Source organism: Domibacillus sp. DTU_2020_1001157_1_SI_ALB_TIR_016 (assembly GCF_032341995.1).
Lineage (GTDB): Bacteria > Bacillota > Bacilli > Bacillales > Domibacillaceae > Domibacillus > Domibacillus indicus_A.
Window position 1 is genome coordinate 227703 of the sequence record NZ_CP135438.1, and the last position, 25931, is coordinate 253633.

Annotated in this window: 12 protein-coding genes, 23 tRNA genes, 2 rRNA genes, 1 other RNA gene and 1 riboswitch; of the genes, 5 read left to right on the forward strand and 33 right to left on the reverse strand. The window is 42.3% G+C overall.

Annotated elements, in window-relative coordinates:
* Positions 1 to 7: 7 nt before the first annotated feature.
* The 25 genes from RRU94_RS01010 to RRU94_RS01130 form a co-directional block, all read right to left on the reverse strand.
* Positions 8 to 2940: ribosomal RNA gene (locus RRU94_RS01010) — 23S ribosomal RNA — on the reverse strand.
* A gap of 171 nt (positions 2941 to 3111) precedes the next feature.
* Positions 3112 to 4663: ribosomal RNA gene (locus RRU94_RS01015) — 16S ribosomal RNA — on the reverse strand.
* The 16S and 23S rRNA genes sit together here with 23 tRNA genes alongside, the layout of an rRNA operon.
* 393 nt (positions 4664 to 5056) lie before the next feature.
* Positions 5057 to 5130 (reverse strand) — tRNA-Cys (locus RRU94_RS01020).
* A 13-nt stretch (positions 5131 to 5143) separates the two neighbouring features.
* A tRNA-Gly gene (locus tag RRU94_RS01025) sits at positions 5144 to 5218 on the reverse strand.
* A gap of 7 nt (positions 5219 to 5225) precedes the next feature.
* Positions 5226 to 5300 (reverse strand) — tRNA-Gln (locus RRU94_RS01030).
* Positions 5301 to 5306: 6 nt separating this feature from the next.
* Positions 5307 to 5382: transfer RNA gene (locus tag RRU94_RS01035), tRNA-His, on the reverse strand.
* A 5-nt stretch (positions 5383 to 5387) separates the two neighbouring features.
* Positions 5388 to 5471, reverse strand: a tRNA-Tyr gene (locus RRU94_RS01040).
* Positions 5472 to 5494: 23 nt separating this feature from the next.
* Positions 5495 to 5568 (reverse strand) — tRNA-Ile (locus RRU94_RS01045).
* A gap of 11 nt (positions 5569 to 5579) precedes the next feature.
* Positions 5580 to 5655, reverse strand: a tRNA-Phe gene (locus RRU94_RS01050).
* A gap of 9 nt (positions 5656 to 5664) precedes the next feature.
* Positions 5665 to 5741 (reverse strand) — tRNA-Asp (locus tag RRU94_RS01055).
* A 6-nt stretch (positions 5742 to 5747) separates the two neighbouring features.
* A tRNA-Met gene (locus RRU94_RS01060) sits at positions 5748 to 5821 on the reverse strand.
* A gap of 9 nt (positions 5822 to 5830) precedes the next feature.
* Positions 5831 to 5906: transfer RNA gene (locus RRU94_RS01065), tRNA-Val, on the reverse strand.
* A gap of 4 nt (positions 5907 to 5910) precedes the next feature.
* Positions 5911 to 5985 (reverse strand) — tRNA-Glu (locus tag RRU94_RS01070).
* A gap of 24 nt (positions 5986 to 6009) precedes the next feature.
* Positions 6010 to 6101 (reverse strand) — tRNA-Ser (locus RRU94_RS01075).
* A gap of 50 nt (positions 6102 to 6151) precedes the next feature.
* Positions 6152 to 6225 (reverse strand) — tRNA-Met (locus tag RRU94_RS01080).
* Between the two features lie 19 nt (positions 6226 to 6244).
* A tRNA-Ala gene (locus RRU94_RS01085) sits at positions 6245 to 6320 on the reverse strand.
* Positions 6321 to 6331: 11 nt separating this feature from the next.
* Positions 6332 to 6405: transfer RNA gene (locus tag RRU94_RS01090), tRNA-Pro, on the reverse strand.
* 28 nt (positions 6406 to 6433) lie between these two features.
* Positions 6434 to 6510 (reverse strand) — tRNA-Arg (locus RRU94_RS01095).
* A 17-nt stretch (positions 6511 to 6527) separates the two neighbouring features.
* Positions 6528 to 6616: transfer RNA gene (locus RRU94_RS01100), tRNA-Leu, on the reverse strand.
* Between the two features lie 39 nt (positions 6617 to 6655).
* Positions 6656 to 6737, reverse strand: a tRNA-Leu gene (locus RRU94_RS01105).
* Positions 6738 to 6744: 7 nt separating this feature from the next.
* Positions 6745 to 6820: transfer RNA gene (locus RRU94_RS01110), tRNA-Lys, on the reverse strand.
* A 6-nt stretch (positions 6821 to 6826) separates the two neighbouring features.
* A tRNA-Thr gene (locus RRU94_RS01115) sits at positions 6827 to 6902 on the reverse strand.
* Positions 6903 to 6907: 5 nt separating this feature from the next.
* Positions 6908 to 6983: transfer RNA gene (locus tag RRU94_RS01120), tRNA-Val, on the reverse strand.
* Positions 6984 to 6986: 3 nt separating this feature from the next.
* Positions 6987 to 7061, reverse strand: a tRNA-Glu gene (locus RRU94_RS01125).
* Positions 7062 to 7088: 27 nt separating this feature from the next.
* Positions 7089 to 7163: transfer RNA gene (locus RRU94_RS01130), tRNA-Asn, on the reverse strand.
* A 449-nt stretch (positions 7164 to 7612) separates the two neighbouring features.
* On the opposite strand from RRU94_RS01130, the gene ssrS reads away from it, so the two are divergent.
* A non-coding RNA gene (gene ssrS / locus RRU94_RS01135) (6S RNA) lies at positions 7613 to 7811 on the forward strand.
* A gap of 173 nt (positions 7812 to 7984) precedes the next feature.
* On the opposite strand, the gene RRU94_RS01140 is transcribed toward ssrS, so the two are convergent.
* Positions 7985 to 11203 carry an SNF2 helicase associated domain-containing protein gene (locus RRU94_RS01140; protein WP_315691428.1) on the reverse strand — a complete coding sequence of 1073 codons (3219 nt, stop codon included), beginning with the start codon at positions 11201 to 11203 and terminating at the stop codon, positions 7985 to 7987.
* 412 nt (positions 11204 to 11615) lie between these two features.
* Between RRU94_RS01140 and RRU94_RS01145 the strand changes: the two genes are divergently transcribed.
* Together RRU94_RS01145 and RRU94_RS01150 are read left to right on the forward strand one after the other, a co-directional pair.
* Positions 11616 to 12632 carry an alpha/beta hydrolase gene (locus tag RRU94_RS01145; protein ID WP_315691429.1) on the forward strand — a complete coding sequence of 339 codons (1017 nt, stop codon included), beginning with the start codon at positions 11616 to 11618 and terminating at the stop codon, positions 12630 to 12632.
* Positions 12633 to 12832: 200 nt separating this feature from the next.
* The gene (locus RRU94_RS01150) at positions 12833 to 13000 is read left to right on the forward strand and encodes a hypothetical protein (protein WP_315691430.1); all 168 of its coding nucleotides are present in this window, start codon (positions 12833 to 12835) and stop codon (positions 12998 to 13000) included.
* Between the two features lie 338 nt (positions 13001 to 13338).
* Here the strand turns inward: RRU94_RS01150 and RRU94_RS01155 are convergent, their stop codons facing one another.
* From RRU94_RS01155 to RRU94_RS01170, 4 genes are all read right to left on the reverse strand, one after another.
* Positions 13339 to 13701, reverse strand: a complete 363-nt coding sequence (locus tag RRU94_RS01155; protein WP_315691431.1) for a group I truncated hemoglobin — start codon at positions 13699 to 13701, stop codon at positions 13339 to 13341.
* Between the two features lie 266 nt (positions 13702 to 13967).
* Positions 13968 to 14918 carry an HD-GYP domain-containing protein gene (locus tag RRU94_RS01160; protein WP_315691432.1) on the reverse strand — a complete coding sequence of 317 codons (951 nt, stop codon included), beginning with the start codon at positions 14916 to 14918 and terminating at the stop codon, positions 13968 to 13970.
* 148 nt (positions 14919 to 15066) lie between these two features.
* A complete protein-coding gene (locus tag RRU94_RS01165; protein WP_315691433.1) occupies positions 15067 to 16101 on the reverse strand; it encodes a diguanylate cyclase domain-containing protein in 1035 nt (344 codons plus the stop codon).
* 257 nt (positions 16102 to 16358) lie between these two features.
* A riboswitch (cyclic di-GMP riboswitch) is annotated at positions 16359 to 16444 on the reverse strand.
* A gap of 585 nt (positions 16445 to 17029) precedes the next feature.
* Positions 17030 to 17218, reverse strand: a complete 189-nt coding sequence (locus tag RRU94_RS01170; protein WP_315691434.1) for a hypothetical protein — start codon at positions 17216 to 17218, stop codon at positions 17030 to 17032.
* Between the two features lie 566 nt (positions 17219 to 17784).
* On the opposite strand from RRU94_RS01170, the gene tnpB reads away from it, so the two are divergent.
* Complete coding sequence (gene tnpB / locus RRU94_RS01175) at positions 17785 to 18912, forward strand: IS200/IS605 family element RNA-guided endonuclease TnpB (protein ID WP_315691435.1); 1128 nt, start codon at positions 17785 to 17787, stop codon at positions 18910 to 18912.
* Positions 18913 to 19400: 488 nt separating this feature from the next.
* Here tnpB and fbp read toward each other — a convergent pair whose 3' ends face one another.
* A complete protein-coding gene (gene fbp, locus RRU94_RS01180; protein WP_251274607.1) occupies positions 19401 to 21332 on the reverse strand; it encodes a fructose-1,6-bisphosphatase in 1932 nt (643 codons plus the stop codon).
* A 388-nt stretch (positions 21333 to 21720) separates the two neighbouring features.
* Positions 21721 to 22344: an FMN-binding negative transcriptional regulator gene (locus RRU94_RS01185; RefSeq protein WP_315691436.1), complete on the reverse strand. Its 624-nt coding sequence runs from the start codon at positions 22342 to 22344 to the stop codon at positions 21721 to 21723.
* 107 nt (positions 22345 to 22451) lie between these two features.
* Here RRU94_RS01185 and RRU94_RS01190 point away from each other — a divergent pair, with 107 nt between their 5' ends.
* Positions 22452 to 23831, forward strand: coding sequence for a MocR-like pyridoxine biosynthesis transcription factor PdxR (locus RRU94_RS01190; protein WP_315691437.1), 1380 nt, complete (start codon positions 22452 to 22454; stop codon positions 23829 to 23831).
* A gap of 791 nt (positions 23832 to 24622) precedes the next feature.
* Here the strand turns inward: RRU94_RS01190 and hprK are convergent.
* Complete coding sequence (gene hprK / locus RRU94_RS01195; protein WP_315691438.1) at positions 24623 to 25558, reverse strand: HPr(Ser) kinase/phosphatase; 936 nt, start codon at positions 25556 to 25558, stop codon at positions 24623 to 24625.
* Positions 25559 to 25931: the final 373 nt, after the last annotated feature.

Genomic DNA, 25931 nt, shown 5'->3' on the forward strand with positions numbered 1-25931 from the left:
GTTAATCTTGATTAAGTCCTCGATCGATTAGTATTCGTCAGCTCCATGCGTCACCGCACTTCCACCTCGAACCTATCTACCTCGTCATCTTCAAGGGATCTTACTTACTTGCGTAATGGGAAATCTCATCTTGAGGGGGGCTTCATGCTTAGATGCTTTCAGCACTTATCCCGTCCACACATAGCTACCCAGCGATGCCTCTGGCGAGACAACTGGTACACCAGCGGTGTGTCCATCCCGGTCCTCTCGTACTAAGGACAGCTCCTCTCAAATTTCCTGCGCCCGCGACGGATAGGGACCGAACTGTCTCACGACGTTCTGAACCCAGCTCGCGTACCGCTTTAATGGGCGAACAGCCCAACCCTTGGGACCGACTACAGCCCCAGGATGCGATGAGCCGACATCGAGGTGCCAAACCTCCCCGTCGATGTGGACTCTTGGGGGAGATAAGCCTGTTATCCCCGGGGTAGCTTTTATCCGTTGAGCGATGGCCCTTCCATGCGGAACCACCGGATCACTAAGCCCGACTTTCGTCCCTGCTCGACTTGTAGGTCTCGCAGTCAAGCTCCCTTGTGCCTTTACACTCTGCGAATGATTTCCAACCATTCTGAGGGAACCTTTGGGCGCCTCCGTTACATTTTAGGAGGCGACCGCCCCAGTCAAACTGCCCGCCTGACACTGTCTCCCACCCGGATTACGGGTGCGGGTTAGAATTTCAACACAGTCAGGGCAGTATCCCACCAGCGCCTCCACCGAAGCTGGCGCTCCGGCTTCCAAGGCTCCTGCCTATCCTGTGCAGACTGTGCCAAAATTCAATATCAGGCTGCAGTAAAGCTCCACGGGGTCTTTCCGTCCTGTCGCGGGTAACCTGCATCTTCACAGGTACTATAATTTCACCGAGTCTCTCGTTGAGACAGTGCCCAGATCGTTGCGCCTTTCGTGCGGGTCGGAACTTACCCGACAAGGAATTTCGCTACCTTAGGACCGTTATAGTTACGGCCGCCGTTTACTGGGGCTTCAATTTAGACCTTCGCTTGCGCTAAGCCCTCCTCTTAACCTTCCAGCACCGGGCAGGCGTCAGCCCCTATACGTCGCCTTGCGGCTTTGCAGAGACCTGTGTTTTTGCTAAACAGTCGCCTGGGCCTATTCACTGCGGCTCTCTCGGGCTTGCACCCTACCAGAGCACCCCTTCTCCCGAAGTTACGGGGTCATTTTGCCGAGTTCCTTAACGAGAGTTCACTCGCTCACCTTAGGATTCTCTCCTCGCCTACCTGTGTCGGTTTACGGTACGGGCACCTTACATCTCGCTAGAGGCTTTTCTTGGCAGTGTGGAATCGAAGACTTCGGTACTAAAATTCCCTCGTCATCACAGCTCAGCCTTAACGGAAATGGGATTTGCCTCATTTCCAGCCTGACTGCTTAAACACGCGTATCCAGCTGCGTGATCTCCTATCCTCCTGCGTCCCCCCATCACTCAAACGATGCTTGGTGGTACAGGAATATCAACCTGTTATCCATCGCCTACGCCTTTCGGCCTCGGCTTAGGTCCCGACTAACCCTGAGAGGACGAGCCTTCCTCAGGAAACCTTAGGCATTCGGTGGAAGGGATTCTCACCCTTCTTTCGCTACTCATACCGGCATTCTCACTTCCAGGCGCTCCACCAGTCCTTCCGGTCTGGCTTCACAGCCCCTGGAACGCTCTCCTACCACTGACACCATAAGGTGTCAATCCACAGCTTCGGTGATACGTTTAGCCCCGGTACATTTTCGGCGCAGAGTCACTCGACCAGTGAGCTATTACGCACTCTTTAAATGGTGGCTGCTTCTAAGCCAACATCCTGGTTGTCTGGGCAACTCCACATCCTTTTCCACTTAACGTATACTTTGGGACCTTAGCTGGTGGTCTGGGCTGTTTCCCTCTTGACTACGGATCTTATCACTCGCAGTCTGACTCCCAAACATAAGTATCTGGCATTCGGAGTTTGTCTGAATTCGGTAACCCGGGATGGGCCCCTAGTCCAAACAGTGCTCTACCTCCAGTACTCTTCGTTTGAGGCTAGCCCTAAAGCTATTTCGGAGAGAACCAGCTATCTCCAGGTTCGATTGGAATTTCACCGCTACCCACACCTCATCCCCGCACTTTTCAACGTGCGTGGGTTCGGACCTCCAGTGAGTGTTACCTCACCTTCATCCTGGACATGGGTAGATCACCTGGTTTCGGGTCTACGACCTCATACTCATGCGCCCTATTCAGACTCGCTTTCGCTGCGGCTCCGCCTTATCAGCTTAACCTTGCATGAAATCGTAACTCGCCGGTTCATTCTACAAAAGGCACGCTATCACCCGTTAAAGGGCTCTAACTACTTGTAGGCACACGGTTTCAGGATCTCTTTCACTCCCCTTCCGGGGTGCTTTTCACCTTTCCCTCACGGTACTGGTTCACTATCGGTCACTAGGGAGTATTTAGCCTTGGGAGATGGTCCTCCCGGATTCCGACGGAATTCCTCGTGTTCCGCCGTACTCAGGATACACTCAAGAGAGAAGAAGATTTCAGCTACAGGGCTGTTACCTTGTACCGCGGATCTTTCCAGATCGCTTCACCTATCCTCTTCCTTTGTAACTCCGTATAGAGTGTCCTACAACCCCAAGAAGCAAGCTTCTTGGTTTGGGCTATGTCCCGTTTCGCTCGCCGCTACTCAGGGAATCGCGTTTGCTTTCTCTTCCTCCGGGTACTTAGATGTTTCAGTTCCCCGGGTATGCCTCCTCCTGCCCTATGTATTCAGGCAGGGGTGCCATCCCATTACGGATGGCGGGTTTCCCCATTCGGAAATCTCCGGATCAAAGCTTACTTACAGCTCCCCGGAGCATATCGGTGTTAGTCCCGTCCTTCTTCGGCTCCTAGTGCCAAGGCATCCACCGTGCGCCCTTTCTAACTTAACCTAAAATGGCGATTACTCGGTATTGCTTGGTGTTACTTTACGATATTATCCAGTTTTCAAAGAACAATCATGTTTACTATCTAATATAGAAGGAATTCATCCTTCAAAACTGAACAAAATAACGCGTCAACGTATGTGAGAACTAAGTTCTCACTTCCGTAAATATCCTTAGAAAGGAGGTGATCCAGCCGCACCTTCCGATACGGCTACCTTGTTACGACTTCACCCCAATCATCTGCCCCACCTTCGGCGGCTGGCTCCCGTAAGGGTTACCCCACCGACTTCGGGTGTTGCAAACTCTCGTGGTGTGACGGGCGGTGTGTACAAGGCCCGGGAACGTATTCACCGCGGCATGCTGATCCGCGATTACTAGCGATTCCAGCTTCATGCAGGCGAGTTGCAGCCTGCAATCCGAACTGAGAATGGTTTTATGGGATTGGCTAAACCTCGCGGTCTTGCAGCCCTTTGTACCATCCATTGTAGCACGTGTGTAGCCCAGGTCATAAGGGGCATGATGATTTGACGTCATCCCCACCTTCCTCCGGTTTGTCACCGGCAGTCACCTTAGAGTGCCCAACTGAATGCTGGCAACTAAGATCAAGGGTTGCGCTCGTTGCGGGACTTAACCCAACATCTCACGACACGAGCTGACGACAACCATGCACCACCTGTCACCGCTGTCCCCGAAGGGAAAGCCCTGTCTCCAGGGAGGTCAGCGGGATGTCAAGACCTGGTAAGGTTCTTCGCGTTGCTTCGAATTAAACCACATGCTCCACCGCTTGTGCGGGCCCCCGTCAATTCCTTTGAGTTTCAGCCTTGCGGCCGTACTCCCCAGGCGGAGTGCTTAATGCGTTAGCTGCAGCACTGAGGGGCGGAAACCCCCCAACACTTAGCACTCATCGTTTACGGCGTGGACTACCAGGGTATCTAATCCTGTTCGCTCCCCACGCTTTCGCGCCTCAGCGTCAGTTACAGACCAAAGAGCCGCCTTCGCCACTGGTGTTCCTCCACATCTCTACGCATTTCACCGCTACACGTGGAATTCCGCTCTTCTCTTCTGCACTCAAGCCTTCCAGTTTCCAATGACCCTCCACGGTTGAGCCGTGGGCTTTCACATCAGACTTAAAAGGCCGCCTGCGCGCGCTTTACGCCCAATAATTCCGGACAACGCTTGCCACCTACGTATTACCGCGGCTGCTGGCACGTAGTTAGCCGTGGCTTTCTGGCCAGGTACCGTCAAGGTACGGTCAGTTACTCCCGTACTTGTTCTTCCCTGACAACAGAGTTTTACGATCCGAAAACCTTCTTCACTCACGCGGCGTTGCTCCGTCAGACTTTCGTCCATTGCGGAAGATTCCCTACTGCTGCCTCCCGTAGGAGTCTGGGCCGTGTCTCAGTCCCAGTGTGGCCGATCACCCTCTCAGGTCGGCTACGCATCGTCGCCTTGGTGAGCCGTTACCTCACCAACTAGCTAATGCGCCGCGGGTCCATCTGTAAGTGACAGCCGAAGCCGCCTTTCAATCAAGAGCCATGCAGCTCTTGATATTATCCGGTATTAGCCCCGGTTTCCCGGAGTTATCCCAGTCTTACAGGCAGGTTACCCACGTGTTACTCACCCGTCCGCCGCTGACTTCCGGGAGCAAGCTCCCTTCTGTCCGCTCGACTTGCATGTATTAGGCACGCCGCCAGCGTTCGTCCTGAGCCAGGATCAAACTCTCCAAAAAAGTTTGACTTGCTCATTTGTTTCTATATAGATGACGGGCATCTTCTATAGAAGTTTAATTCTTAAAACGTTGACGTTTATTTTGTTCAGTTTTCAAAGATCAATTCTCTTTACTGTCATCTCCGACAGCTAAATAATCATATCATGCCCTCATTCACACGTCAACACTTTAAAAGGAAAAATATTATTCCTTCAAAATGATGAAGATGTAAATCAGTTTGTTCGAGCCGCCTTATTTACTGGCGGATTCATAATATAACATAAGATTTCTTACGAAATCAATAGGGATTTATTAAAAATATTATTTTCCCAAAATAATAATTTGACTGCTCCCAAATTTCACAAATCCTGCATTCATCAAACGGAATGACGAAAGTCATCAAAGCAAATACTATGGAGGCGGCAACCGGACTCGAACCGGTGGTAAAGGTTTTGCAGACCTTGGCCTTACCGCTTGGCTATGCCGCCTTTATAAAAATGTTGGAGCGGAAGACGGGATTCGAACCCGCGACCCCCACCTTGGCAAGGTGATGTTCTACCACTGAACTACTTCCGCAAAATAATGGCTGGGCTAGAAGGATTCGAACCTTCGCGTGACGGAGTCAAAGTCCGTTGCCTTACCGCTTGGCTATAGCCCAAAAATATGGGGCGATCGAGGGGAATCGAACCCCCGAATGTCGGAGCCACAATCCGATGCGTTAACCACTTCGCCACGACCGCCATACTGGTGGAGGGGGGCAGATTCGAACTGCCGAACCCGAAGGAGCGGATTTACAGTCCGCCGCGTTTAGCCACTTCGCTACCCCTCCAGTATATGAAGTTATATAAAAAATGGGCCTGAATGGACTCGAACCATCGACCTCACGCTTATCAGGCGTGCGCTCTAACCAGCTGAGCTACAGGCCCATTATTTAAAATGGTGGCTCAGGACGGAATCGAACCGCCGACACAAGGATTTTCAGTCCTTTGCTCTACCAACTGAGCTACTGAGCCATATAAAAATGGCGGTCCGGACGGGACTCGAACCCGCGACCTCCTGCGTGACAGGCAGGCATTCTAACCAACTGAACTACCGGACCAAACGATTGCGGGGGCAGGATTTGAACCTGCGGCCTTCGGGTTATGAGCCCGACGAGCTACCGAGCTGCTCCACCCCGCGATAATAATATGGTGGGGGATGACGGGATCGAACCGCCGACCCTCTGCTTGTAAGGCAGATGCTCTCCCAGCTGAGCTAATCCTCCAAAATGGTGACCCCTACGGGATTCGAACCCGTGTTACCGCCGTGAAAGGGCGGTGTCTTAACCGCTTGACCAAGGGGCCACTATGTATTTTTATAAAGTATACTGGCGGAGAGCAAGGGATTCGAACCCTTGAGACAGCGGTAACCGTCTACACGATTTCCAATCGTGCTCCTTCGACCTCTCGGACAGCTCTCCGTAAATGAATCTACAGGCATAAAATAAATTGAAAACTTTATTTATATCAATAGCGGCGGAGGGGATCGAACCCCCGACCTCACGGGTATGAACCGTACGCTCTAGCCAGCTGAGCTACACCGCCAAAAAAGCATTAAAAATATTGGTGGAGCCTAGCGGGATCGAACCGCTGACCTCCTGCGTGCAAAGCAGGCGCTCTCCCAGCTGAGCTAAGGCCCCATTTTTATAAATCGGGAAGACAGGATTCGAACCTGCGACCCCTTGGTCCCAAACCAAGTGCTCTACCAAGCTGAGCTACTTCCCGTAAAAACGAAAAATCGTTTATGTATAAATGGCGCGCCCGAGAGGACTCGAACCTCTAACCGCTTGATTCGTAGTCAAGTACTCTATCCAATTGAGCTACGGGCGCACTATTTGATTGTAAAGTGGTGCCGAGGACCGGAATCGAACCGGTACGGTAGTCACCTACCGCAGGATTTTAAGTCCTGTGCGTCTGCCAGTTCCGCCACCCCGGCAAGGTACTATTCTGCCACTGAACTACTTCTATAAAAAAGTGCGGGTGAAGGGACTTGAACCCCCACGCCTTGCGGCGCCAGATCCTAAGTCTGGTGCGTCTGCCAATTCCGCCACACCCGCATATACATGGTGAGCCATGAAGGACTCGAACCTTCGACCCTCTGATTAAAAGTCAGATGCTCTACCGACTGAGCTAATGGCTCGGTAAATGGTGCCGGCAAGAGGACTTGAACCCCCAACCTACTGATTACAAGTCAGTTGCTCTACCAATTGAGCTACACCGGCATAAATGGTGGAGGATGACGGGATCGAACCGCCGACCCTCTGCTTGTAAGGCAGATGCTCTCCCAGCTGAGCTAATCCTCCAAATGGTGACCCCTACGGGATTCGAACCCGTGTTACCGCCGTGAAAGGGCGGTGTCTTAACCGCTTGACCAAGGGGCCTTACTTCTTATATATATGATTTTAAAATGGCTCCGCAGGCAAGACTCGAACTTGCGACCGATCGGTTAACAGCCGATTGCTCTACCACTGAGCTACTGCGGAATAATCTGCACTAACGACAGCTATAAAATAATATCACCCTTAAAATTTAAAATCAATACTTTTTTCAAAAATATTTATTACTAACTTTCTTTTTTCAGCATTCCCCCTTATAGCAAATTGAGATACACCTTTAAAAAAGCACTGTATAAAGCTTTGAATTTATCTTGAAGAGCGGCACTTATCAAAAATAGAAGATGTAAAATATAAATAAAGCAGAAGATCGAGATGCTAAAAACCTATGTAAGAATTACCTTTTAGAAGAAATCCATTCTACACTTAGCATCAGGTTCCGGTTAAACTTCCGTGTAAAAGCTTGTTCTACACATAACATTTCGATTCAAAAATATACCTGAATGACAAAGGCTAGAGAGTTCTTTCGCGCGGGAGGTTTAGGAATACAGGACAACAACTACTATTGAATATCATGAACGGTCCGCGTAATATATAAATATAAGCTGCGTTGTGCGTCATAATATAAAGTTTTAACCTTTAAGCTGTAACAGGGAGTTTTACATGGAATCCGGAATGACAAGCCTCGTTCGTTTTCTAGCCAATGAGGACAGGCAAGAAGGTTTCTGCGAACACCCACTTTGAGGAGTGGTGGTTTAAAACTTTCTTCTATTCAACAACGGCAAAGGCGGCTTACTTACATACTACTTTATACTTCACCTACATATATGATCTTTATACCCTGAAAGTAATCCCTTAGGCGACTTTAGATGAATCTCAACATGAAAAAAACAGCCCATATACCGGGCTGTTTTTTTGCGCAGTCACTTGAGATCTTTATGATTAACCTACTCTTTGTTTCCTGATTCCCGCTAAATCATCAGTATTTCACGAATATCCTCTTCGGTAAGCGCTGATGATGATTTCTCTTCAGAATCAATAATTTCTTCAATTAGATCCCTCTTTTTCTCTTGCAGTTCATTCATCTTTTCCTCGATTGTACCGCGGGCAACAAACTTAATGACCTGTACATCATTTGTCTGGCCGATGCGGTAGGCACGGTCAGCTGCCTGCTCCTCGACTGCAGGATTCCACCACATGTCATACAGGATCACTGTATCGGCACCTGTCAGATTGAGGCCGGTTCCGCCCGCCTTCAGGGAAATGAGAAATAAATCACGTTCACCGTCATTAAATCGACTACATTTTTCCACCCGTTCTTCTGATGAAGTTTGTCCATCCAGGTAGAAAAAAGGGAGTCCTTGACTGGCCAGCTCCCTCCCTATTAACTTAAGCATTTGCGTAAACTGCGAGAAAATCAATACTCTTCTTCCAGACAGCTTTGATTCCTCTATAATATGCATCAGCTGTTCAAGTTTCGCTGAGCTTCCTTTGTATCCATCCACAAACAGGGCTGGATGACAGCAAATCTGTCGTAAACGAGTTAACCCCGCCAGGACTCTGATACGATTTTTTCGAAGTGTGTCCTTATCCAGATGCTTCAAGGTGTCGTGCCTTAGTTTCGCCAAGTAAGCAGCATATAGCTTCTTCTGATCAGGAAGCAGCTCCACTAATTCCATCGACTCAACTTTTTCAGGAAGCTCTGACAGTACTTCTTCTTTCATTCTCCGAAGCAAAAATGGACGGATCCTGCGGGCGATCTTTTTCCTGGAGAGCTGACTGTATTCCTTTAAACCAAGGAACAATTCAGGAAAGACAACGTGAAAAATCGACCAAAGCTCCTCCAACGAATTTTCCACCGGTGTACCTGTGAGGGCAAAGCGATAATCTGCTTGTATCTTCTTTACTGCTTTTGCTGTTTGTGTAACAGGATTCTTAAAAGCCTGTGCCTCATCAAAAAACACGGTGTAAAAAAATTGTTTTTCGTACCACACTTTATCTCTTACTAACAAAGAATAGGAAGTAATGACAACGTCTACACCCGTTACATTCTTCTGTATATTGAACCGTTCCTTTTTATTTCCATCCACGACAACCGCTTTTACTTCCGGGGCAAATTTTTTGATTTCGCCGAGCCAGTTATACGTTAAAGATGAGGGGCAAACAATAAGGACCGGGCGCTTCTTTTCCTGGATATAAGGAAGCTCAGACAGGATAAATGCAATGCTCTGCAGTGTTTTCCCCAGTCCCATATCATCGGCAAGAATCCCTCCAAACCCATAACGAGCAAGCGTCTTCATCCATTTGTACCCCTGCTTTTGATAAGCATACAATATCGACTCCAAACTCTCTGGCACCTCAAACTCTAAACTGCCTGGATTACGGATTGTTTCCAAGAATTGACGGAATGATTTCTCTAATGTGAAGACATGATTATCATCAGAATCAAGAAGCTGAAGCCCCCGGGTAACGGGAAGACTTACGCCACTTTCCAGATCTTCCTTTTGTGCCGGAAGTGTTTTAAGGAAACGGTTAATTTCTTCAAATTCCCTTGTCTCCAAGGAGAGGAGTGATCCATTCCGCAAGCGGTAATACTTCCGTTTCTCCTCTAGGGCCAGTAGAACTTCACGTATCTGTTTTTCAGGAATGCCCTCCATTTCAAATTTAAATTCCAGCCAATTGGTTCTTTCTTTTTGGATGCTGACTTTAATTCGAGGCAGAGCATTCCCTTTGAAAAGCCTGTTTCTCACTGAGGTAGTGGCGTATACTTGTACAAGCTTTTGCAGTTTCGGAACAACATTATGCAAAAACTCATACTCAAGCTTCTCATTATGCAATAGGTATCCGCTGTCAGTCTTGGAAAAAGAACTTTCCTCCATCAGCTGCAGGATTGCATCTTCTTTCTCCACGTCTCTTACCGGCACGAAGCCTTTTCCGAGCTCCCGGCCTTCCAGCGGATTGAGGACAATACTTTCATATTGAAATTCCAGCCCGGCAAGCAGGCGGTTTTTCACACGGTCTAAATACAGCCTTGCAACCAAGGGTGTTTTAAGCCATTTTTTAGAGACCTCTTCTGCTACCTGGACCTGGCCGATTTTTTTTAAACCTGGAACCACGTTTTCTAAAAAGTAATTCATTTTCTCCTGAGGAATAAAAATTTGATTGGAGCCTGAGGCTTCCAGCATCTGTTTAAGTTCTGAAAGGCGCTCGCTTTCCTCACTGCCCACCTGAATTAATCTATCCTCAAACAAAACAGACTGATAAGCGTTCAGCATCATTACCTCGCCGAGCCCCTTGATCTTCAGTTGATATCCCTCACTCGCTGCTGCTGAAAGGTCAAACTGCAAAGGAAGTACTTTATCCGATAAGCGTAAACTATCAAACGTATTTCCGCCATGCGCCAGCTTCATTAATGGGGCTCTTGTCAGCACAGGAACAAGACGCACCCAGGAAGATGGTGGAATAAGCAGCATGTTAGGGCGGATTGTATAGGCAGATTTGTCTGGCAGTGCGTTCACATATATTTTTTCATCATAAACCACTTGGATAAGCTGCTGAATAACCGCATCTGTTTCTTTTTGAAAGCAATGAAGGCTTGGATGGTAGGTAAATGAAAGCGAAAGCAGGCTTGGCTTACCTTCTTTCACCTGCTCCAGGAAATCCCGGATATTTTGCACATGGACCGAACCGATTCTTAGTTCTATTCCGAACATGAATTGTCCCTGGCTCATGTTGACGACTTTACACGTAAACTCCGTATCAAGAACCTGCCTTTTTTCAAAGTGAAGCTGAGACTTGCTTGAACGTTTAGGCTGGTTGTTGAAAAGGTTTAGCAGACCTTCTGTCAGTGCCTGATTTGCTGCGGAATCGACCGGACGCTCACTTGGAATAACAGGGAGCGTCCCTTCTCGCTGATGTCGGTAGATCGACAGTAATACGGCCGCAATATGCTGACAATCCTTTTGGAAAGAAGCCAGCACCGGGCAGCTGCATTTCGTATGAAGCCCGCCATTGGCATCTATTTTTATGGTGACATGGAAGTCTTCCATTCCTGTAACAGTCGCTTCACAGCTTTCAGGACTGTAATTTTCGAATGTTACTTTATTAGCACGGTAAAAAGAATCTCCTCGTTTGAATGAAGCGGTGCCGCACATGTCTTTAATGATTTTTTGATTCAATTGTATATTCAAAGAGTGTACTCCTTTATTGCGGATGTTCCGTTGTTTCTGCGGTACGTTTACTTCTATTTGCTCTGTAACATAAAGATATCGCTTATTTGCTGATAATTTTGCTTAAATCTATATTGCTTTGGGTGAAATGATTCATTTCCATTCTATTTGTTATATTCAATATAGCATACGTATTTAATATGTTGCATTTATAGATCAGCAGCTAACCCAAAACAGGCGTCATCCCTTGATGATCAAGGGATGACGCCTGTTTTATTGTACATTTGCGAATGCAACATAATTCCTTTTATATTGCACTAAGTAAGATGGATTAACAAAGCAGTATAGTTAAATAAAAGTTTGGAAAATAAAGGTTTTTTGATAACCTTCAAAGAAATTATTAGTCCATACACTTTCTCAGGGAGGCTACATAATGCCTGTAATTAATATAATTGTATGGGGGGAAAAGAGAGTGAATTCTAATACTAGAAAGTTAACATACAATGAAACCGAAATTTATTGGAAGAAATATCAGAAATTTTTTCCTGAAGAACTGCGAATAAAAGAAAATAATCTACCAACTGAAGAATGGTGGAGTTGGAAAGATTATCATATCCATCTGGATAGAATGTCTGTTCCAAATTCGAAAATTAAAGTTATTTTTATTCATGGTGCAGGCGGAAACGGAAGACTATTCGCACCATATGCAAGAATGCTACAAGTGCATGGATATGATATTGTATCCCCAGACCTCCCTCCTTATGGTCTCAGTTACAAGGAGTCATTAAAATCCACGGATTACCACGAATGGATAAAAATAATGACTGAGTTCATCGAACAGGAATTTAATCGAGACGGAAAGCCAATTGTTTTATTGGGGGCGAGCATTGGAGGCATGCTTGCATATCATGTGGCAAGTCTGAGCAAACAAGTAAAAGGTTTGATTGTAACGACTTTCGTGGATACAAGTAATCAGAAAGTTCGTGATCAAATTGCCCCAAACAAACTAATAAGCCGCTTGGGTAAATTCACGTTAGATAATTTCTTTTTTGTATTGGATTCGTTTCGAATTTCTGTTTCAAAAGTATCGAGAATGAAATTAATTACAAATAACTTTGATCTGACAAAACTTATTATGAACGATCCTCGAGCCGCAGGGACAAAAGTTTCTTTACGATTTTTGAGAATATTCTTAAATATGGAACCAGTAATTGAGCCTGAATATTTCGATATTTGCCCTATTTTGCTCATTCATCCTGAAGTAGATCCAATGACACCATATAGATTAAGTGAATCTTTTTATAACCGATTACAATGTGAGAAAAATTGTGTGATTTTAGAAGGGGCTGGTCATTTTCCAATAGAACAACCGGGTGTGGAACAGATGAAAACAGCCCTCCTAAAATTTTTAATTGAAATAGAAAATGACTTAGAGCTGATAGAAGACTAGTTTATACAATGTTGACGATCGTTAAAGAATTTTATTATAAAATCGAACGAAGCTGTCATTTTGGCAGCTTTTCTTATTGTGCTAACTGGCAGGTTAATTGAAGAATAAATGAAAAATAAATATAGATACATCCTTAGTATTAGCCCTAGTATAAGAAAATTACGGGCAACAGATAATAAATGAAAAGGAGGTTAAACATAATGTCACAAGAGGATAACAATATACATGGAAAAACCCCAGGCATACTAAAGGATGATATGGATAGAGAACCAATAGGAGATCGTTTAAATAGCGATAACGCATTTAGCGACAAAGGCTTAAACAATGCACGTTTAACCCGCGAAGCTGTGAAGAAAGGAAAGCAATAAAATAAAGATACGGCCAGTTTTATTTGTCTGGCTTTTTTGTGCCTCGATCCCCCGCTGGATAGCGGCTTTTCTTGTTAAACTAACGGCGGGGACTTTAGTTGAAGAAGGAACGAAAAAAGCTGATGTCACGGAAAGGACATCAGCTAAGTTTGTCATCAGTGTTATTGATATTAAAAAGCGTATGTAATTCTAAATAGCAACAGGCTGTCCCCACATTTAGTAAAAACTGAATGTGAGGACAGCCCCTTTTTGATGTAACATAATTATATTTATGTGGCCTTGTAGATTAAAATTCATATTCGATTTTCTTCAAATAAACCACCCGTAAATGGAACCAGTCATTTATAAATAATATCTTCTCTTAGCGAAGCAACTTTACTTAACGCTTTATCTATATCTGCTTCACTTACTCCAAAGTGAGCAAGAGCAGCATGAAGATGGTTTGCAATAGCATCAAAATGGGCTGGCTGTATATTCATTCCTTCGTGTGCTTTTGCCATTGATTTTCCTGAATACTGATTGGGGCCACCTAATGCAAAACTAATAAATTTTGTCTGATGACGTCGTTGTTTTTCCATATCTGTGTGTTTAAAAAAGTGATTAACTGTATCATCCTTAAGAACCAATTCGGAATAAAAATAGTCCACGACTTTTGCAATCGCTTCTTCTCCGCCAACTTTTTCATAAAGTGTCTGTTCCATTGATATACACTCCTATCTAGACGTTTGTAATAACATTTTCCCCAAGAATGTCAGGTGCAATCCTATAGATTATCATCAAGCACTAATATCCCACTCTTTTTATTTTATTATGTATTCAGTACCCTTTCCGAAATCACTTACAAACAGTTACCTTTGGGCCAGGGGTTTCTTAAAAACAATTCCTGTATTTATATAACAGCCAAAAAAGGCCTTAAATTTTAAAATCTGGTCGTTTCCAGTTGCATTTATGTTGGGCTAAAGGGTGTTTAATTCTTTTCAACATTTCTTGTTCTAGTTAGAATTGTTTCCCCTTTAGCTTCAACTATCTTCAAAAATATTTGAGCAACTGCTGGATCAAATTGAGTACCTATATTTTTACGAATTTCATTAAGAGCATATTCTAAATTCTTCTCACTTTGGTAAATACGGTTAGAAGTCATTGCATCAAAAGAATCAGCTACAGCTATAATCCGGGCAGCTATGGGTATTTGTTCGCCTTTTAATCCTTCAGGATAGCCTTTACCATCAAACCTTTCATGATGATATAAAACCATATCCAAAACACCATTGTGCTTAAACAACGGAACGTGTTTCAGTATCTTGTATCCAATAGTTGGATGTTTCTTTATCTGCGAAAATTCTGTTTCTGTTAGTTTAGACCTTTTCGTTAATATTGATTCAGAAACACCTATTTTCCCGAAATCATGGAAAATTCCCCCAATATAGATATTGTCACATTCTTTTTTAGAAAATTTCATTTCCTGTGCAATCATTTCTGCATAGCGGGCTACATTTTCCGAATGATTAGCCGTATAGGAATCTCTTGAGTCAAGGGCATTTGCTAAAGCACGTGTTAAATGAACAACATTTTTTCTTTCCCTAAGATATCTTTTTATCAATACAGATAAACTGCAAGATACTAAAAAATAGGTAACCCAAGCCAAAAGAAAAACTTCTACTTCAGGCATTCCTAATGGTGAAAAGTGAAAACGGAGCAGTGTAACTAACCCTGTTGCTATGACTTGCAGTGGCTTATTCTCAAAAGCAAAACCTATTAATACTACTGTCAAAAGGTAAAACCCTGTTAAGCTTACCTCTGGGTAAACATAGGCATCCATAAATAAGTTTAACCCTAGACAAACAGCTAACACATAACGATAAGGTATAGGGTTTTGCAGCAAAAACTCTAATTTATTTACGCGAATTGTCTGATCCATATGCTCCTCCATTTTAGCTCTATTGCTCATTATTCAGCATAAATATCTATATTGAGTTAAAAAACCTAAAGGGTTTTACGAATACCGAGACCCGAATTTCCCTTATCTTGTCAAAACTGGACTACCTTAAGCTCAGCCTTTACCTAACTTATTGAACTAAGTTTTGGGTGGTATACAATTTATAAGCTGACGTTCCTTCTTTCTTTGCCTGGTACATGGCTATATCCGCCTTCTTTAACAATGTCTCGCCGTCTTGTCCATCCTGAGGAGAAAAGGCAATTCCAATGCTCGTAGATACAAATACCTCACCTTCTTGTAATTTTATAGGATGACTTAAATTAGATATAAGATGTTCAGCCATTTTTGAGGCTTCTTCAATATGCTTTATTTCGGGCATAATGAGTAAGAATTCATCTCCGCCTATTCTGGCAATCAGATCTTTTTCGCCTAAGCATTCTCTAAACCGAAAGGCAACTTGTTTTAGCAGCATATCTCCAGCGGAATGGCCTAATGTGTCATTAACAGCTTTAAACCGATCTAAATCGAACAGCATAACAGCTACTAAATCACCGCTTTTTTTTGCTTCCTCTAAAGCCATTTTCAATTTTTCTTCAAAGAATCTTCGATTCGGTAACTCGGTTAATTCATCATGATAAGCTAGATATTGAATTCTTCCCTCTGCGTACTTCCGTTCGCTAATATCCCGAATAATACCGGTAAAATAAATAGTATCTTTTATCTTCCAAGAAGAGAGGGAAAGCTCTATAGGGATTTCACTTCCATCTTTTTTCAACCCACGTAATTCTACCGTTTTCCCTATAACTGTAGCTTGGTTTGTCGAAAGGAAACGCTTAATTCCTCTGTCATGAGCTTGCCGAAGAGCCGGAGGAATGAGAAGATGCAGCTTCTTTCCTAGTATCTCTTCTTCTTTATACCCGAATATCGTTTCAGCCCCTTTATTCCAGGAAGTAATAGTAGACTCGCTATCGGCCAGGATAATGGCATCTTTTGCAGATTGTATGACTGAATGGAATTGCTCTCGGCTATTTTGCAGTTCTTCCTCGACTTGCTCACGCATTCTTTTTTGCTTAGACCTAGAAATCCAACCAGTAATAACCAATGTGCACATTGCAACCATCATAATATCAATCAGTATTTCCTTACCCAATAAGGTTTCAATCATATGATCTCGCGCCCTTTTTTAAAGTTATAATTTATCTATTTCTTGGGAAAACCACGCAAAAGTGTGATTTATATAGAATCAGAAAAATTGGTGGTAGTCTTGCAAAAAATAAATGCGATCGTACATCATTACCCCTGTAGTCCCCTGCTTAAAATTTTTAAGCACAAAAAAACCACCATAAAGATGATGGATGCACAGATACAGAAGTTATAACGATAATAATGCAAAATAACCCCTGATCTATATAGCCAATCTCTTTCGGTAACCCGGCAGTCCTAGCTGAGTTAAACTTTAGACCCGTAGCTTTGCGTCCTTACCTTCGATAAGTTTGCCGTTATCAAAGAAAATGTATATTTGTCTTCTGTTATTATAATCTCGTTAGGGTGTGGAAACAATTCAGAGCGTTCTTACTTGTTTTGACGTTGTTATTATACTAAAGTTAACAATCCAAACTTTGGATATGAATACTACGTTAAACATAAAGGTAACAGGTTAAAGTTCAATAATTAAAGTTGTATATCCATGTAGGAGAGTATGATGAGCATAAGCAGAATCTGTTTTATGATGAAAAAATCTTGAACATCTTCTCCGAGCACATACATGTAGATCGGCTGGTTCTGATAAAAAATCGAGCGATAAATGGTGCTGCGGGAGAAAATGAATCCGGTAAGCGGGTCTTTTGCTTGAAATCCACTTTGCCAAATGTGTATTCATCCATTCTTTTGACCAAGAATCTAAAAGCCCTGCCTTTCTCCGCAACGAAAAGTCCATGTGGCTTAACAACTCGCCACATGGACTTTTCGTTTTTTATCGTTGCTTACTGTTAAATAAAATATATACCTACAAAATTCACAAAAAATTCGTTGCTGTTATGAAGGAATCTTATCCTTATAAACTTGTCACTACAAACCTATGTAGGTCTGTATCATTAAGAACCCGTTTTACGCGCTTCTGTCGTTTCTACAGCTACTTCCCAATTCGGAAAATGATACAGTGCATTTTTCATTAGCTCTGGATGGGACTTTTTTATTTGTTTCTTCCGAAGCTGCTCCCCGCTTCTTTGCTTTAATTCAGAAATTTGATTCATTACTTCTTCAACGCTCATACTCACTTCCATTTCCTTACCTCCCTTTCCTGACTTATTTTTATTCTCTCCATAATATTGGAGAGTCATACTCCGTTATCCCAGCCAAGGGAGATTTTGTCATATTAGGCAAGAACACTCCACTTCAAGCTTACTACGCAGGGGATGTATCACTGAAAATGAAAAAAAGATGATTAGGTTAGAGAAGGTCATAATGTCCTGGGAAAGTATTACGGGAAGAAAGTGACAAAAGCAGAAAAATCTTTTTTAATAAGATGAGATTGATTTTACACCTAGACAGCAGGGTTAGGGTAATCATCTATATCATAGCTTATCCTGCATATAGCAACGCAGTTGAAAAATTTACTGGAATGACAATTTCAATGCGGGAGGTTCAGGAATACAGGGCAGCAACTGCCATTGAATATCATGAACGATCTATCAGTTTTTACTGAAAGAGTACCCCCGCTTCCATTTTGTTAAGGGCGCAGCCCAGAAATAAGCGGTGGGGTGAATGTCAGTTTTGCGAAGCAAACGTGTTTAGTTTCGCCTTAATTTTGGTATAATTTGTATTATAGCTAATAACCGAGGTGAGTAGAATGCTGGTGAACAAAGCCTATCGCTTTCGCCTATATCCAACCAAAGAACAAGAAGTGCTGATTGCGAAAACCATCGGCTGCTCGCGTTTTGTGTTCAACCGCTTCCTTTCCTTATGGAACGAAAACTATCAAACAACCGGAAAAGGCTTATCGTACAGTGCCTGTTCTTCCCAGCTTACCAAACTCAAGAAAGAACTAGATTGGCTTCAAGAAGTTGATTCACATTCCCTGCAATCATCCTTGAAAAACCTGGCTGATTCCTTTGACCGTTTCCTCAAGAAGCAAAACAAGGCTCCACGATTTAAGAGTAAGAAAAATAAGGTTCAGTCTTACACAACGAATATTGAAAAAAAGAACCAGTTTCCAGAGGTAAGTATTGCAGGCAATCGCATGAAACTGCCTAAGCTGGGCTGGGTTCGTTTTGCGAACAGCCGTGACGTGCAAGGCCGTATTTTAAATGCAACGGTACGGAAAAACCCTTCCGGAAAGCACTTCGTTTCTTTGCTTGTTGAAATAGATGTGCAAGACCTGCCCAAAACAGATTCCACTGTTGGGATTGATGTTGGCTTAAAAGACTTTGCCATTCTCTCGAATGGGAAAGTGTACAAAAATCCAAAGTTCTTTAGAACGTTAGAAGAGAAACTGGCCAAAGCACAGCGTGTTCTTTCCCGCCGCCAGCGCCTGGCGATTCAGCAAAAAAAACCTTTATCGGAAGCGAAAAATGTACAAAAACAGCGTATGAAAGTGGCACGTGTTCATGAACAGATTGCGAACGCACGGACTGATTACTTGCAGAAAATCACGACTGAGATCATCAAAAACCACGATGTCATCGGGATTGAGGACCTGAAAGTTTCAAATATGCTGAAGAACCGCACATTATCCAAAGCGATCAGCGAAGTTTCCTGGTCGGAATTCCGCAGAATGCTGGAATACAAAGCAAAATGGTACGGCAAGAAGGTGATCGCGGTTGATCCTCGTTACACTTCCCAAAAGTGCCATTCATGCGGACATACAGCAAAGGAAAACCGTCGAACACAAGCGACATTTATTTGTGTCTCCTGCGGTCATTCCGAAAACGCGGACCTCAATGCTTCCCGGAATATCCATGATTTAGCCATGGTTTAGTCACACAATTTGATTTTCCGCAGGAGACTTGCTGCAAAGTCGTTCATACTGCCAACCGTCAGAATGACGGGCGTAGCCTAATGAATTAGGAGCCAATAGGCTCCTGTACTTAGGAATCTCCCATGTTCAACGAACGTAGCGAGTAACTGGGGGTAATTCAAGTAATATATAAATCCAAGCTGCGTTGTACGTTACAATATAAAGTTTTAACCTTTAAGCTGTAACAGGGAGTTTTATGAGGAATTCGGAATGACAAGCCTCACTCGTTTTTTGGCCAGTGAGGACACGCAGGAAGGTTTCTGCGAACACCTACTTTCAGAAGTGGTGGTTTACAAAGGCGGCTGACTCACATACTTTATATGTCATATAGGTGTATAATCCGCAAACCTTAAACGTGATGCTTAAATGATTTAATAAATAGCAATACAAAAAAGCAGCCCTCATATGGGCTGCTTTTTTTATCATCATTTGAGGCGCGGTAACTGATGTTAATTCATATAACGATATTCTCTCAGGCTATTCAAAACAGAGATTTCCTGCAATAGCTCCTCACCAACATTCGTTTCTCCAACCGTTTTTCTCTCTAATTCTTCATCTACCAATCTTTTTACTGATAAAACATCCGTTCCTTTACATAAAACCTCTTCTTTTGAATTAAAATGTTTATGGGCGACCAGTTGCATACCGTAGGAATTGTATAGCAAAGTGTATCCAGCTATACCTGTTGTCGATTGATACGCTTTGGAAAAACCACCATCGATGACAATCATCTTCCCGTTTGCCTTAATCGGATTTTCTCCATCAATTTCTTTAACGGGCGTATGGCCATTGATAATACGGCCTTGATCAGGATTAAGATCAAATTCGGTTAGGATTTTACGGCAAATGTCCTCATCTTCACGCAAATGGTAGTATGGGTTCTTTCTTTCTCTATGGGTTTCCTTATCCTGAATAAAGTACCTCTCAAAGGTTGTCATTTCTCTTTTGCCAAAGAGCGATGAATATTCTCCTGTCCATAAATACCAGACCATATCTGTCGCAAGGTCATCCGTCTCTTCAGGATGGGCAAAGGCATACCGTAAATAATGTTCAAAAATATCAAGCAAGTCACGGCCGGCATAGGTTTTATTTTCAATCACCATTTTTTCCATGTTTCCTTCTTCATCTAAAGGAATACATCCATGTATTAATAAGTTCCCATTATATCTCAAATAAAGGCTGCCTTTTTTCATTAGAAAATTCATATGTCTGGCTAGTTTTTCTGAATGCTGAACAGAAAATAACAGTTTATCCAGCACTTGTTCTTCTTCCTCTAATAATTGATCAGGCTGCTCCGGGTTAATGGTTGCAAAACACGTATTTTCCAGCGGAAACGTTTTCCCCTGAATCGTTACTTCGTTTTTGTCATAATCAATTTTTTCAAGCAAAAGCCTCTCCGACATATCAAAGCACGGGCGTCTTTTGATGATCGGGCTTTCAAGCTTGAACTGAATGATGGAAATGGCTTGATGAATTTTGGTGATTTGCAAATGTTCCTGCTCCGATAGGTTGTTATCTGACTGTCTCTTTGGCCAAAAAGCTGGATTGTCGTCATAGTACTTTTCCGCAAGGTTCAGAAGCGGTCTTAGATTGATTCCATAAACATCTTCAATAATATCTAAGTTATTGTAGCGGGCACATATACGAATAATATTGGCAAGACAAACCTTTGAACCTGCAAAAGCACCTAACCATAGAACATCATGATTGCCCCACTGAATATCAACGGAATGATAATTAATAAGAGTATCCATAATTTTATGAGGATCAGGTCCACGGTCATAAATATCCCCCACGACATGAAGATGGTCTACAACCAATCTTTGAGTCGTATAAGCAAGACCAATAATCAGCTTATCAGCCTGGCCAAGTGAAATAAGTTGCTGGACCATTTTTGTATAATAATCTTTCTTGTTTTTGAATTCATCTGTTTTATATAATAACTCTTCTACAATGTAAACAAACTGTTTAGGCAGTGCTTTCCGTAATTTCGAGCGTGTATATTTGGAAGAAGCATAAGAAATAAGCTGCATCATACGCTCTATGATCTCTATGTACCATTCGTGTAATTCTTTTTCATTGCCAAAATGACTTTTAATTAATTGTAATTTTTCTTCAGGATAATAAACCAATGTCGCAAATTCATTTAATTCTTTTTCATATAATTTATCTTTAAAAAGGTCTCTGATTTTCACTTTTACATTTCCCGAACCATTTCGCAACACATGCTGAAAAGCTTGGTACTCCCCATGTAAATCACTGACAAAATGTTCAGTCCCCTTTGGCAGGTTAAGGATCGCTTCAAGGTTAATAATTTCAGTGGCTACTTTTTCTTCGCTGTCATATTTTTGCGCTAACAAATCTAAGTATTTTGAATTCAAAATTATGTATCCCCTTTCAAAAATCGTCATTCATTCTTCACTAATCTGTTTACTACTTACATTATAAAAGAAAAATGAAAGATACGTTATAACAATCGTTACTATTTCATCCATGTTTTAAGCTGCGTGTTGTTTAATCGTTACAGACTTTTCTGAAAATGATAAGATTTTTACATTCTATGGACGAACTGTTGAGTAACAGTTTGAGTTGTTATGCTCCTACATTTAGTCCCTATTAAATTCTAGTCTTCATATTTTATAAAAAAACAGAGGGACATTTAGGGTTCCTCTGTTTTTTTCCTTATGAAAAAATCACTTATCGTTTAAGTACTCTTCTTGACAAACCTCATTTAAGAAAGAAAAAATCTTTTAAAAAGAAACATAACACTTATTTGTCCTTTTTTAACTTCTTCTTCATCACTTCTGCCATTTGTTGAGAATGTAAATCCTCTTCTTCATAGAGCTTATTCACGATGTTTTGATAGTCCTTTTCATTACGATTTTGACTTAGTTTATTGGCAGCTTGAATTTCTTGTACTTGAATCTTAAATCCAACAATTCCTTTTAATTCTTTTTCTAACAACTGGGGGGAAAGCTTATCCCATAGAACTGGATTGTTACGGTGTTTTTCGTACTTTTGCAGCAGCATTGCCAGGTCCTGTTTTAACTCTTCTTCGTTCAAAATGCTGGCTGTACCATACACATGGACAGCTTGATAGTTCCATGTTGGAACATTTTCCTGTTCATACCAGGAAGAAGAGATATAAGCGTGTGGTCCCTGGAACATCACCAATACATCTTCACAGGCTTCGAATGTTTTCCATTGAGGGTTGCCATACGCCACATGCCCTGTTAAATAGTATGCATCTTCTTCTTTCCTTAACTGCAGTGGCAGATGGGTCGCAATGGGCTTACCTTGTTTTGTTGTTACGAGCGTTCCAAATGAGTTCAGTTGAATAAACTCTCGAATTTCGTTTACATCCGTGACTCTATAATACTTAGGAATATACATGACGAGGTTCCTCCTTCATTCACTTCATTGTAAAATATAGTATGGTACATGCTGACATTTAAAAAGGTACAATTTCAAATAAACAAACATGTCAAAGGGGCTTAAAAATGAAAAATACTATTTTTGCTTTGAAGAAAGATTCCCCTAAATACAAACAAATCTACGAACAGTTTAAGCTATGGATTGAAGGGGGAGACATACTTCCTGATGAACAATTGCCACCCATTCGTCAGCTTGCAGACTCCCTTCATGTAAGCCGCAATACGACATTAACAGCTTATGAGCAGCTTGTAGCTGAAGGCTATATTCGCGGAGAAGGAAGAAAAGGTTATTTCGCAAATGAGTTAGAACCGCTTTTACTCCAAGAGACATTCATCTCTCTTAATGAAAAGAAAAGTAAACCGATGGCACCTGCTCTCATCAATTTCCGAGCAGGCGCCGTAGACCAAACTCACTTCCCTTTAAAAACTTGGAGGAGGATCGCCAATCAAGTATTAACGTTACCGGAGAGCTTCCGATATGGGGACCCCTTTGGTGAAATGTGCATACGTGAACAAATTGCCACATACTTACTCCAATCTCGTGGAGTGAAAACAGATGCAAATGCCATTATTATCGGCAGTAGCACCCAGCAAATGCTTATCAATCTTGGGCATATATTGAAGGATGATTTCTCTAGTATTACAGTAGAGGACCCTGGGTATGATGGCGCGAGGGAAGCTTTTCAATTTCATCGTTTTACGATTGAGACGTTACCCGTTTATGAATCAGGGGCTGATTTTTCACAATTAGAACAAATGAATTCACGATTAATCTATGTAACACCTTCTCATCACAGTCCATACGGGGTAAGCATGCCTATTCAACAGCGGCAAACACTTATTCATTGGGCTGACAAGGTGCAAGGATATATTATTGAGGACGATTATGATAGTGAATTTCGCTATACACAACAACCCTTTCCAGCTCTTGCTTCCATTGATTCAGCAAAAGTCATTTATTTAGGGAACTTTTCAAAGTCCTTTCTTCCAGGAATTCGTTTAAGTTATATGGTGCTGCCACAGCCCCTTTTAAATCGTTATAAAAATCAATTTCTTCAATTTGAAGCTACCACTTCCCTGCTTAGCCAGCTTACAATGGCTAAATTTATGGAAGAGGGAGAATGGAGCCGGCATATTAAACGGATGCGTCTTGTTTATAAAAGAAAAATGCAGCACTTAGTAGCTGCATTAAAAGATCAACTCGCTCAAAATATATCCATTATTGGTGAACAGTCTGGTTTGTACGTATTAGTCAAAGTACATCTGAAGCGTTCAGAAGAATGGTTAATTCAACAAGCCTCCTCCCATGGTGTTACGGTGTATCCTACGTCGCTCTATTTCATTAAAAATAACACCGACGAACCAATGGTTAAACTAGGTTTCAGCAATCTTTCCTATGATGAAATCAAACTTGGTGTGAAACTCTTAAAAAAGGCCTGGTTATAAAACAACTCCGCAATGGTTAGTTCTGTCTAACATTGCGGCGAATTCTGGAGACTTAAAAATGCATTTTTTTATTGAATTAACCAGCCTGTTTGTATAATAAACAAATCAATAATATTATTTAGCAATCTGTTCCCTTAAGTCATTTATCAAAAAAGCTTTTGCTCAACAGTATCGGTTTACCACTGACCAGTAAGCGAAGAAGTTCATGTATATTTTAAAAATCCGGCTCTAATTAAACATATAAATATAAAAGAAGGCAGAACCGCCCTTAAGCTGCTCTTCCTTCTTTTATTATCTTGTCCTACAAGTTTTGTTCCCCCTTTCTTTGCCTGGCCATCTCAATAGTAGATTTTGCATTCACAGCAGCTACATCTTTCTCTTTGGTGTGTTCACTTATGTATGATGCAGGATCTTTTGCTACTTTTTGATTAGCGGTTATTTCACGTTCTATCAGATGATAATGGCTTCACTCATAGAGAGGCCTATTTTTGGCCAATATGAGTCTGGGACCCCTAGGCTGCTCAGCTTCTTGTTTAGATTAAATTAAAATGCTATTAGTAATAGAACTGATAACATCTACAGAGAATTTTGTTAATCAAAAAAGAGAAGAGGAATAGTCCCCTTCTCTTCTTACCTTTTGTGCTTTATTAAAGCGTAATGTTAGTTCTTCTAAAAATTCTCTCCAGTAAAGAACGTTACTGACTGTTTGAACAGTTCAGCAGCTTGAATCATATAAGAAGATTACATACACATTCATTAAGAGATGCTTTCATTTAACAAAGTTTAAAAAATCATTCCTTGTCAGATTTCGTGATATCAGCTTCAATTCTGCTCATGAACTCTTCTGCTGCGCTGTATCCTTGTTCCTTTAAATACCAGTTGTTTGCAGCGGCCTCAATTAACCCTGCCACATCACGCCCAGGCTGAAGTTGGATTTCTATGGAAGGGACCTTAACACCCATATAGTCAGTATAGTGAAATTCCTGTTCCAAATCATTATACAAGGCATCCTTCTCCCACTTCGTTAAATGGATATCAAGAGCGATTCGTGTTTCATCCTGAAACGCCTTACGACCGTATAAGCGGACCACATTCAATAACCCAATACTGCGGAGAGCCAAAAACTCCTTGGTTTTCTCGTCATGTGTGCCTAGAATAGTTTGCGGACTAAGCCTTTTTAGAACAACAATATCATCGGCAACCAGCCGGTGTCCCCGGCGAATTAATGTGTGCGCTGTCTCGCTTTTCCCTACTCCCGAGCTTCCGCGAAGTAATATGCCAATGCCTGACACATTCATACAAACTCCATGTATTGCCATTTCGGACGCCAATTCCTTTATTAAATAACCATCCAATTTGGTGATGAACTCTGAAGTGATCTCAGGCTTGTTTGTTACTAACAAGGGGATCCCCTGCTCTGTACAATGATGAATTAAATAGGTAAGCCCCTCTTCACCAGCCGTTACGATAAAACAAGGTGGATGATAGTGAACAATATTCCCAATTCGGAGCTTACGTTCTTCATGGCTTAATTTATGTAAATAGGTAATTTCCTTTTTCCCCAGGATTTGAACTTGTTCTGTTGGAAAAAAATCGAAATGGCCAACAAATTCAAGGCCCGGACGATGCACTCGCGGCTGCGTAATTATTTTCTGCAGCTGGCTTTCACCAGCCAGCACTTTCAATGAAAACTTCCGAACCAAGTTTTCAACCGTTATTTTTTTCACTCTATACTCACGTCCTATTAGCCTTTTTATAATGAATTATACTTTAGATTACTGGCGTCGTCACCCATTTACGAACAGGCTTTCCGAAAGCTGGGTGTTGGTAGTAAGTATATAGCTGGTTCGTTTCGTTGTTAAAATGGCTCCCCCACTCTTCTGATGAAGTGAACATCCTTTAACAGGCCTTTTCTTTAAATTCGTTAGCGAAAAATCAACCATAACGTTTAAGAGAGTCTTTCTGTGAAGAAGCCAGTGTAAGAACTAAAGTAATCAAGCACGCTCAATTGCTGCGCCAAAACGCGCTCCTGAAAAACTAAAAAGCAAAAAGTCTGTACAAGCAAGCTCACAAAAAGCGGTCCATAAAGGCTGCTTTTTA

Excerpts from the sequence above, each read along its gene's own strand:
- RRU94_RS01145 (WP_315691429.1), top strand. The coding sequence starts at position 11,616 with ATGCCTGTAATTAATATAATTGTATGGGGGGAAAAGAGAGTGAATTCT.
- RRU94_RS01150 (WP_315691430.1), top strand. The coding sequence starts at position 12,833 with ATGTCACAAGAGGATAACAATATACATGGAAAAACCCCAGGCATACTA.
- RRU94_RS01155 (WP_315691431.1), bottom strand. The coding sequence starts at position 13,701 with ATGGAACAGACACTTTATGAAAAAGTTGGCGGAGAAGAAGCGATTGCA.
- RRU94_RS01160 (WP_315691432.1), bottom strand. The coding sequence starts at position 14,918 with ATGGATCAGACAATTCGCGTAAATAAATTAGAGTTTTTGCTGCAAAAC.
- RRU94_RS01165 (WP_315691433.1), bottom strand. The coding sequence starts at position 16,101 with ATGATTGAAACCTTATTGGGTAAGGAAATACTGATTGATATTATGATG.
- RRU94_RS01170 (WP_315691434.1), bottom strand. The coding sequence starts at position 17,218 with ATGGAAGTGAGTATGAGCGTTGAAGAAGTAATGAATCAAATTTCTGAA.
- tnpB (WP_315691435.1), top strand. The coding sequence starts at position 17,785 with ATGCTGGTGAACAAAGCCTATCGCTTTCGCCTATATCCAACCAAAGAA.
- RRU94_RS01185 (WP_315691436.1), bottom strand. The coding sequence starts at position 22,344 with ATGTATATTCCTAAGTATTATAGAGTCACGGATGTAAACGAAATTCGA.
- RRU94_RS01190 (WP_315691437.1), top strand. The coding sequence starts at position 22,452 with ATGAAAAATACTATTTTTGCTTTGAAGAAAGATTCCCCTAAATACAAA.